We start from the raw sequence: 10018 nt of genomic DNA on the forward strand, positions 1-10018 counted from the left end.
TTCTTTTACTAGATTGAGTATGTTTTGACCTTTAAAATTATCCATGTATCAGTATTTAATGGGACTAATATACGGAATTTAAATTAATAACTCAATAAAATTAAATTCATGACTTCTTAAAATTTATCGTACTATTAGTAATGCAAAACCTCATCAAGTTATTGAGGAGGTTTTTTAGTTAATTAATTTATTTTCAGTCGTATATATTTTCTGTAATAATTAATCTACGTAAAATAATATTGTGTATTAAATAATAAAAAAGTATTTTTACTGGCTATAAAATTTTGAAAAATATTTTATAATTTGAGTGTTTTTTCGAATAAGATTAAATTTATAATATAATAAGTATATGAAACAATTTTTACTTTGTTTATCTGAAAGTTTATCAACGATTAAGAAAGGGTTTTTAATTTCAGTTTTATTTTTTGCCCTGTTAAATTTTCAATTTGCGTTTGCTCAACCAGGTGTAATGTCTTTAAATCAAGACGTCAGTGGAACTTATGCTAATAGTGGTACTACTTTAAAAGGTGGAGTATTTCAAGCACGTTTTCAAGAAAATGCATCAGGTACAACTTCTGGGACTAGAAACTGGCAGTTCAACTCAGATGGATATAACAATGTTTGGGGATCAACTGCTGGTGCAGGAATTCAAACTCTTGCAGGATATAATATTACAATTGCGCCAAACACAGCAACAGCATCAGGAAACTGGGTTGCGGCAGGATATAATAATAATGGAAGATTACCAGCTACAACAGCAAATTTTTACTACACTTATAACATTATAAAAGGTACTTCATACACAAGTCAAAGAATGAGTGTATTGGAAACAAGTTTTAATCCAATAAACATAAATTCTGTAGCTCAAACTGCTGGTTCTTTTGGCTCTAGAATTATAGGAATTACTACTTCGGCTACTCCAAATGCAGCTGAAAATATTTACGTTCGATATTCTACTAATGGATTTGCAACCTCCACAATTGTATTGGCAACAGGTTCTGGAACAGCTTGGAACGCAACAATTCCATGGCAAAATGCTGCCGTAAGTTTTTACATATACACAAGTAATAAAACTAAAGCTGCAATTGATGCAGAAGTTACTTCATTTTCAACACAAGATATTCATGATTTAAGTACGCTTAATTCTGACAATAATACAGGTGCCAATTATTCTTGGACGCCAGCAGTTGGAAATTTTATTGTAACTAGTCCAGCAGGAACTTTTGCAGGAGGAATTGGTTACCCAAGTTTAACTAATGCTGCAGGAGTTTTCGCAGCATTAAATACTGCTGCTGCAGGAACTGGTTCGGTAACCATTTTACAAACTGGCGATAGCACAGCTGAATTAGGAACGACTTCGTTAAACCCTTCTACGAATTGGTCATCAGTTTTATTAAATCCACAAGGCGCAAGAACTATTAGTGGCACTACTACAGGAGTTGCTCCATTACAATTAATAGATTTTGCTGGAGCTGATAATGTAACTTTTAATGGTTTAAATACTGGAGGAAATTCGTTAACAATTTCTAATTTAAGTACTTCAAATGTATCAGGAACTTCTACAATAAGATTTATAAGTGGAGCTGTTAGTAATACAATAACAAATTGTACTATATTGGGATCATCAACAACAACTATTGCAAATCTTGGTGGTACAATTTATTTTGCAACAGATGCTTTAACTACAACTGGAAACGATACAAATACAATTTCTAACAACAATATTGGTCCTGCTGGTGCAAATTTACCGACAAAAGCAATATTTGGAAGTGGTACAACTACAACTACTGCAATTGGTAACAGTGGAAATATAATTACCAACAATAATATTTTTGATTATTTTGGCGTTGCTGTTGCAAGTGCTGGTATTTATACGGCTGCAGGTTGTAATGCTTGGTCAATAACTAATAATAAATTTTATCAATCTGCTACACGAACATGGACAACTGGTGCGGAACATAATGCAATAAACATTCAGGGTTCAGCTTTAACTTCTGGAGCGCAAGGGTTTACAATTACAGGAAATACAATTGGATTTGCTAATAATTTAGGTACTGGTACTTACACGATGACTGGAAGCACAGGTACTTTCAGAGCTATACGTTTTACAGGTATCACTGGAGGAATTATTTCTGATATATCTAATAATACAATTGCAAATGTTAGTTTAACTGGAGTTACATCAAGCGGAGCAAGTACAAGTGCACCTTTTGCAGCCATTTTAGTAAATAATGGTTTAGTTTCAAACAATAACAATATAATTGGAAGTCAATCTACAACAGGTTCTTTAGTCTTTTCTACAAATACTACTACAGCAACTGATGTTTACGGAATTTATAATTTTAGTGGTGATATTTGGACTTCAAATGGAAATACTATCGGAGGAATTTCAGTTACAAATGCCGCAGCAACTGGAACACAAATTGTATACGGATTGAGAGCAAACACTGGAACAGGCGTAACTTGGACAGCAAATAATAATTTAATTGGTGGTACAGTTGCAAATTCAATAGCATTAAATTCTACTGGTGCGGCATCTCAAGTGATAGGAATGCAATCTGCAAATGCTCCAATGTCTTTTACTTCAAATACAATTAGAAATTTAACTAACAATAATGGAACAGGAACTACAGTTTCTGCCTCTGTAATTGGTATTTGTCAAGTAAGTGCAACGCCAAATAGCACTTTATCACAAAACACAATTTTTAATTTAAGTAACTCCAATACAACTGCTGCAACAACAGTAACAGGAATTCAATTTTCTGGAGGAAGTGTCAATGTAGTTGATAGAAATTATATTCATAGTTTAACATCTTCTACAAATAGTACAACTGCCGAAATAAATGGTATTCGTGTTGGTGGTGGAACAACTGTTTATAGAAACAACATGATTGCTCTTGGATCAGGAGTTTCTAATGCAATTGGTTCAGCTGCTTCAAATTCTAACACATCTGGTGTAAACGGTTTTTGTGGTGCTTTAGGAACAGATAGTTTTTTTAATAATAGTATTTATATTGGTGGTACTGCAACTGCAGGTTCAGGTGCATCGTATGCATTTAATGGTGTTCAAACAACTAATACTAGAAGTTTTAGAAACAATATTTTTGTTAATAATAGAACCAATAGTGGCGCAACAGGAAAAAATTATAATATTAAAATTAATGGAACTACTGCAAATCCTGCAGGTTTAACAATTAATAATAATGTATATTTTGGAAATGGAACAGGAAACGTATTTGGTTTTTTTAACGGATTAGATGTAGCAAGTTTAAGTGCTTGGCAAACAGCTGTTGGTCAAGATGCAAACAGTTTTAATGAAAACCCACAATTTATTAATCCAACTAATACAACTCCAGATTTACACATTCATCCAACTAACCCAACTCCAGTTGAAGGAACTGGTATAGATTTAGGAGTAACTTTAGATTTTGATGGTCAAACTCGTTCTGGATTAACACCAACCGATATTGGAGCAGATGCAGGAAACTTTGTAACTTCAATTCTGGCTTGCGTAACTCCAGCTAATCAACCAATTGCTTTTGTAACAGGAACAAATACTGCGACAACTATTACAGGTTCATTTACAGCAGCAACTGGAACTCCATCAGGATATTTGGTTATTAGAAGTTCAGGAACATTTTCTGGAACTTTAGTTGATGGAACAAATTATCCAGCAGCTACAGTAATTGGAAATGGAACAGTTATTCAATCAAGTGGTGCTTTAAGTTTTGCTCCAACTGCATTAATATCAAATACGGCTTACACAATTACTATATTTTCATTTAATAGTGGTAGTTGTACTGGTGGACCAAAATATTTATTAACTTCACCTTTGTCAAGTGTTTTAACAACTTGTCCTGCAACGGCAACGGCATTTGTTAACTCTGCAATAACAGCATCAAGTGCAACAGTTTCTTGGACAGCTTCAATCGTTGGCGGTAGTGCAAATACAATAAATTACATTTTGGATGTTTCAACAAATGCAGCTTTTACATTACCAATTGCTGGTTCACCATTTGCTACTTTAACAGCAACAACACAAAATTTAACTGGTTTAAATGCTTCAACACAATATTTTTATAGAGTTAGAGCGAATAATGGATCTTGTGATAGTGTTTTTTTAAGTGGAAATTTCACCACTTTATGTGCTAATTTTACATTACCAGTTTCAGAAGGATTTAATACTACAGGAACAGCAATTTTTCCAACATGTTGGTCACAACAAACTGTAGTTGGAGCATCAAATATTACTTTTCAAGCATCATCAACAGATCCAACAACAACACCTCAAGAAGGAACAAGATATGTGTATTGGAATTCGTTTAACATTACTTCAGGTAACGAAACACGTTTAGTTTCTCCTCCAATTACTTCAACTGGAACAAGTAGTCTAGATGTTGAATTTCAATGGATGCATAACGTAGGTTTTAGTACTTTAACAACAGAAGGTGTTCAAGTTCAATATTCTTTAGATGGAACTACTTGGATTGATAGTGGAGCTTTCGTTCAAAGGTATAATGCAACATTAACTGGTTGGAATAAAAAAACAATTACTTTACCAGTTGGTGCAGGAAATCAAACTACTATTTATGTAGGATTTAAATTTCACTCTACTTTTGGAAATAATTGTTCTATGGATGCAGTTGCTATTAAGGCAACGCCAAACTGTTTGCCTCCAACATTAACAGCAACTACAGCAATAACAAGTACAAGTGCAATCATTAACTGGAACGCATCAACATCAGCTCCAGCAAATGGATATATTTATGAAATAAGAACATCTGGTGCTGCTGGAAGTGGTGTAACTGGTTTAGTTGCAACATCAACAGTAGCCGCAGGAATTTTAACGGCTAACGTTACTGGATTATTACCTGCAACTTCGTATTCAGTTTATGTACAATCTGATTGTGGTGGAAGCTTAAGTGCTTGGACAGCAGCAGGAACTTTTGTTTCAGCTTGTGCTACTCCAAATAATCCAACTGGATTAGGATTTACATCAGTTTTATCTACAAGTTTAACTTTAAATTTTACAGCTGCAACGCCAACTCCAACTGCATATGTAATTTTTAGATCAATAAGTGCAATTGCTCCAACGCCGTTAAATGGAACAACTTATGCAAGTGGAACAGCTTATACTTTTGGCGCTGGTTCTTATAATTGTGTTGCCAATGGTACAGCATTTACTCTTGCTCAAACTGGTTTAACAAGTAATACACAATATTATTATTATATATTTTCAAGAGACAATACAAATTCTTGTTTTGGTGCGCCATGGTATTCAACAGGCGTAAGCGCAGGTCAAATTACTTGTCCAGCTGCTCCAACTTCATTTGTAAATTCTGGAATAACTACAACATCTGCTACCGTTTCTTGGACAGCATCAATAGTTGGTGGTGGTGCAAATACTTTTAATTATACCTTAGAAGTTACAACTGATGCTGCATTTACATTACCAATAGTAGGTTCACCATTTGCAACCCTTACTGCAACAACACAAAATTTAAGTGGTTTGACTTCTGCAACTCAATATTATTACAGAGTAAAAGCAAATAACACTACTTGTGACAGTGCATTTTTAGCTGGAGGTACATTTACAACAGCTTGTGATGCAATTATTACATTTCCAAGTTTAACAGATTTTGCAACTTATTTACCAACTACTTGTTGGAACGAAGGTGATTCAGGAGATTTAACAGCTGGACCAACAACTGTGGGCTCTACAACAGTAAGTGACTGGGTTGCCGATGATTTTTTAAATTTAACAGGTACAGGAACTGGCGCAGCTAAAATGAATATTGATACTGCTTTAGGTTCAGAATGGATAATTTCTCCATCATTTGCAATTCCATCAACAGGACTTTACAGAGTGAAATATAATGTAGGTGCAACTCAATTTGGTGCTATAACTGCTTTAACAACTCCATGGGAATCTGACGATTTTGTTGAATTATTAGTTTCAACAACTGGTACTTCAAATTGGACAATTCTAAAAACATATAATAGTACAAATGTTCCTTCACATTTAGGTCAATTGGATGATGTTGATTTAACTGCTTATAATGGTCAAACAATTAGATTGGCATTTAGAGCATTTGAAGGTGGAATAAATGGACTGTCAGATGTTGACTTTTTTGTAGATAATTTAACAATAGAATTAAAACCAAATCCTATTGTAATAACTCCATCACCAAGTGCAACTATATGTAGTGGAACATCAACTACACTTGTAGCTTCAAGTGCAACATCTTATGCTTACACTTGGACACCATCAACTGGATTAAACACTACTTCTGGAAGTACAGTTGTTGCATCTCCATTGGCAACTACAGTTTATACAGTTTCTGGAGTTCTTGGTGTTGAAAATACAACTCAATCAATTACAGTAATTGTAAACCCAACTCCAGCAGTTGTTACAATTTCTCCAAGTGCAACAATTTGTCAAAATGATATTTCAACGTTAACAGCAAGTTCTCAAACAGCAGGAAATTTCAATATTGGAGTTTCTTCAGGAACTTCAGTTGCAGCAAATACACCTTATAGACAAGCCGTTACTACAAATGCAAGAATGCAATATTTAATTACTAAAGCAGAGCTTAATGCTGTAGGAATTAATAATGCAACAAACATGACTTCATTAACATTTAATACAACATCTGCTGGAAGTGGCTTAATGTCTAATTATGCTATTAGTATGGCAAATACTCCTGCAACAGTATTAACATCAACTTTTCAGTCGCCAACTTTTACTTCTGTATATTCAAGTGCATATACTGCTGTTTTAGGAGCTAATTTACATACTTTTTCAACTCCTTTTTCTTGGGATGGAACATCAAATATTGTTATTAATATTTGTCATACTGGTCCAGGTGGAACTACTTCGGTTGTAAATGTTTCAACTCCTACAGCAACAAGTTCGGTATCTAGTTCTGGATCAACAGCTTGTACTGTTAATACTGGAGGAACAACTAGTATCAATAGACCAACAATGATTTTAGGTAGTTTTAGTGCTGCGCCAATTACTTGGTCTCCAACTACTGATTTATTTACTAATGCAAGTGCAACATTGCCTTATACTGGAACTTCATTAAATACAGTTTATTCTAAATCTACATCAACTATAGTTTATACTGCAACAGCAACTCTAGGTTCTTGCACAACAACAGCTACTTCAACAATTACTAGAAAACCAAACACATTAATTGCAACTCAACCATTATCACAATCAGTTTGTCAAGGAACTTCGGTTACATTAACTGTTGTTGGAGCAAATTCTCCAGCATATTTATACCAATGGTTTAAAAATGGAATTTCTATTGGTTCTGAAACAAATTCATCTTTAACAATACCTTTTCCTTTACCATCAGATTCAGGTAATTACACCGTTGAAGTTTTAGGTGATTGCGGACCAGTTTTAACATCTGATATAGCAATTCTTACTATAAAATCAAATGTAGGAATTACGTCTATAACTTCTTCTGCGAATCCAATTTGTAGTACAGATACTGCAATACTTACAGCAAATGGAGTAGTTGGAACAAATGCAGTTTTGACTTGGTGGACTGGAACTGGAGGAACAGGAACAAATTTAGGTTCTACACCAACAATAACAGTTGGTCCAGGAACTTATTACGCAAGAGTAACTGGTGATTGTGGAGCGCCACAAGAGGCAAACTTTACTATAAATGCAATTAGTGCTTTAGATTATGCTAACTTACAATTTCCAGGTAGCGCAACACTATGTGAATCTGGAAGTTTAACAGCATATGGTCAAGTGTATGAGTTAGGGATTACTCCTGGTGCAGGACAAGGTTCTGGAATATCTGTTGAGTTTGGTTATAATTCTACTAATACAGATCCTTCTACATGGACAAACTGGTCAACAGCAACTTATAATTTAGATTCTGGAAATAATGATGAATATTTATACACTTTTACTCCTCCAACTTCTGGCACTTTTTATTATAATTTTAGATATAAACCAAGTACTTGTAATTGGCAATATGGCGGATATACTTCTTCTGGTGGAGGATTTTGGAATGGAATAACTAATGTAAATGGTCAATTAAATGTAATTCCAAATTCAGTTTCTGGTTCAATTTCTGGAACTTCAACTGTATGTACAGGAACAAATAATACACTATTAACTTTGTCTGGAAACACAGGAACAATTCAATGGCAAAGTTCGTCAGACAACTTAAATTTTAATGATATTTTGGGAGAAACAAATGCTACGTTTACGGCTAATAATTTAATTTCGACTACCTATTATAGAGTTAAAGTTCAAAGCGGAAGTTGTTCAATAGTGTTTTCTGTATCATCTCCAATATTTATTAGAACAGCAACTTGGAATGGAAGTTGGGATATTACTCCAACCGCTACAACAAGCTTAGTATTCGAGTCTAATTACAACACAACTACAAATTTATTGCCAGCAACACAACTTGAAGGTTGTTCTTGTACAGTAAATAATGGCGCAGTTACAATAAATTCTGGACATGATTTATCAGTTTTAAATGGTGTTGCAGTAAATGGTGGTTCATTAACAATTGAAAATAATGCCAATTTAATTCAAACTAATCCTGTTGCAAATACTGGAAATGTTATAATTAAAAGAAATAGTTCAGCTTTAAAACGTCAAGATTACACATTGTGGTCTTCTCCTGTAAATAGTCAAAACTTACTAGGTTTTTCACCATTAACACTATCAAATAGATTTTATACTTACGAAACTAACGCTACTCCAACTCCAAATGTATACGTTGCTGTACCATCTCCATCAACTACTAATTTTTCAGTTGGAAAAGGATATTTAATTAGATTGCCAAATAATCATCCAACTTTTGCAACCGTTTGGAACGGACAATTTACTGGTATTCCTAATAATGGAACTGTACCATTAACAATGATAAATAATGGAATTGGTCAACGTTTTAACGCAATTGGAAATCCATATCCATCAACAATTGATATTGCAAGTTTTGTTGCAGCAAACAGGCAAACTGGTGATGAAAGAATTACAGGAACATTATACTTTTGGAGAAAAACCAATAGTACTTTAACATCTCCAGGATATTGTACTTGGAATTCTGGAACTTTTATTTCTAATAATGAATCTCAAGTTTTCGATCCTAACGGAATATTACAAGTAGGACAAGGATTTATAGTTGAAGCTCAAGATAATGCAACAGCACTTTCGTTTAATAATACTATGAGAAGGACTAATAATGATAATCAATTCTTTAAAGCTTCTAATAATGTTATAGAGAACAACAGAATTTGGTTAAATATGACTGCAACAACAGGAGAATTTTCTCAAACTGCTGTAAATTATAGAACAGATGCTATTCAAACAGAAGATGCTTTTGATGCTAAATATTTTAATGATGGAGTAGTTTCACTTACATCTATTATAAATAACAATCAATATGCAATTCAAAGTAGATCATTACCATTTGATGCAAGCGATGTAGTGCCGCTAAATTTTAGAGTTACTACTGCAGGAAATTATTCAATAGCAATTGATCATGTTGATGGATTGTTTTCTGGTGCTGCTCAAGAAGTTTTTATTAAAGATAATTCTAACGGTACTTTTAACAACATTACAAGCACAACATATAATTTTGTAACAGAAGCTGGTACATTTAATAACAGATTTGAATTAGTTTATCAAAATGCATTGTCAACCAACAATCCTAGTGTAACATTAAATTCAGTAGTTGTTTATAAAAACAATACTGATGTTGTAATAAATACTGGAAGTATTTTAATGAGTAAAGTTAAAATATTCGATATTAGAGGTAGGTTGTTATTAGAAAAAGAACCTATAAATGCATCAGAAACTAGAATTAATGTTGGAGAAGTAAATCAAGTTCTCCTAGTTCAGATAACTTCTACAGAAGGACAAATGGTTACTAAAAAAATTGTTAACTAATTTAATTTTATAATTAAAACCCATTCGAAAGAATGGGTTTTTTTATTTATAAAAAGATGTATTTAATCGATTAAAATTTCTATTTAT

1 protein-coding gene is annotated in these 10018 nt (G+C 33.4%); it reads left to right on the forward strand.

Annotated elements, in window-relative coordinates:
• Positions 1-349: 349 nt before the first annotated feature.
• Positions 350-9931: a fibronectin type III domain-containing protein gene (locus ACH2BC_RS00200; RefSeq protein WP_395051900.1), complete on the forward strand. Its 9582-nt coding sequence runs from the start codon at positions 350-352 to the stop codon at positions 9929-9931.
• Positions 9932-10018 lie beyond the last annotated feature (87 nt).

Source organism: Flavobacterium sp. (assembly GCF_043760115.1).
Classification (GTDB): Bacteria; Bacteroidota; Bacteroidia; order Flavobacteriales; family Flavobacteriaceae; genus Flavobacterium.